The 772-nt window shown below is 60.9% G+C and carries 1 protein-coding gene; it reads right to left on the bottom strand.

The window, feature by feature from the left end; all coding sequences use genetic code 11:
• Window positions 1-445: 445 nt before the first annotated feature.
• The coding region (locus EAE91_RS23970) for a zinc-binding dehydrogenase (protein ID WP_214090597.1) at window positions 446-772 on the bottom strand (327 nt) is incomplete at its 5' end.

The following is a 772-nucleotide window of genomic DNA, read 5'->3' on the forward strand; positions in this document are numbered from 1 at the left end:
CTTTGTGGGTTGTAACAGCAGACGCTAACCACGATGCGAAGCGAGCCGCTCTTGATCTTGATCTGCTTGTGATCTTGATCTGCTTTTGATCTTAGGCGCCCCGTCAAACCACGCTGGCCGGAATTCGACAGGGATTTGGGGGGTAAACCGGCAGGGATGCCGGTTTAGCCGCCCCGCGCCATGGATGGCGCGTGGCGGCGGCCCCCCAAATCACTGGCGGATTACGGGCACACCGAGCCTAAGCGAGGTGCCGAGTGGTGGGGCAAGAGCGTTTTGCTTACTTTTGCGCTTTTCAAAAGTGAGCCGCCGTCAGGGCGGAACCCTAAGTGGCCGTTACCGCAGCAATGGATATGTACACAATCCAACTGTGTTGACTGCCAGGCCGCCTTCGCGAGCAAGCCCGCTCCCACAGGGATCTGCAACCCCTCTGCACATCAAAAATGCCTCACTCCACCCGCAACACAATCTTGCCGATATGGTCCCCACCTTCCATCCGCGCATGGGCCTGGGCGGCGTCGGTGTAGGCGTAGACATGGTCGCTCCTCGGCGGGCAACGCCCGGCACTGAGTACCGGCCACACGCGTTCGCGCAGTTGCTCGGCAATTTCGGCCTTTTCTTCGCGGGTGCGGGCGCGCAGCAGTGAGCCGGTGATCACCGCGCGTTTGCCTAGGATGGTCAGCAGGTCGACGTCGTTGGCCTTGGCGCCACCGAGGAAACCGAGGATCACCAGGTGGCCGTCCATGCCCAGGGCCTTGAGGTTATTGTTCAGGTA

The organism is Photorhabdus noenieputensis, assembly GCF_018448935.1.
GTDB lineage: Bacteria > Pseudomonadota > Gammaproteobacteria > Enterobacterales > Enterobacteriaceae > Photorhabdus > Photorhabdus noenieputensis.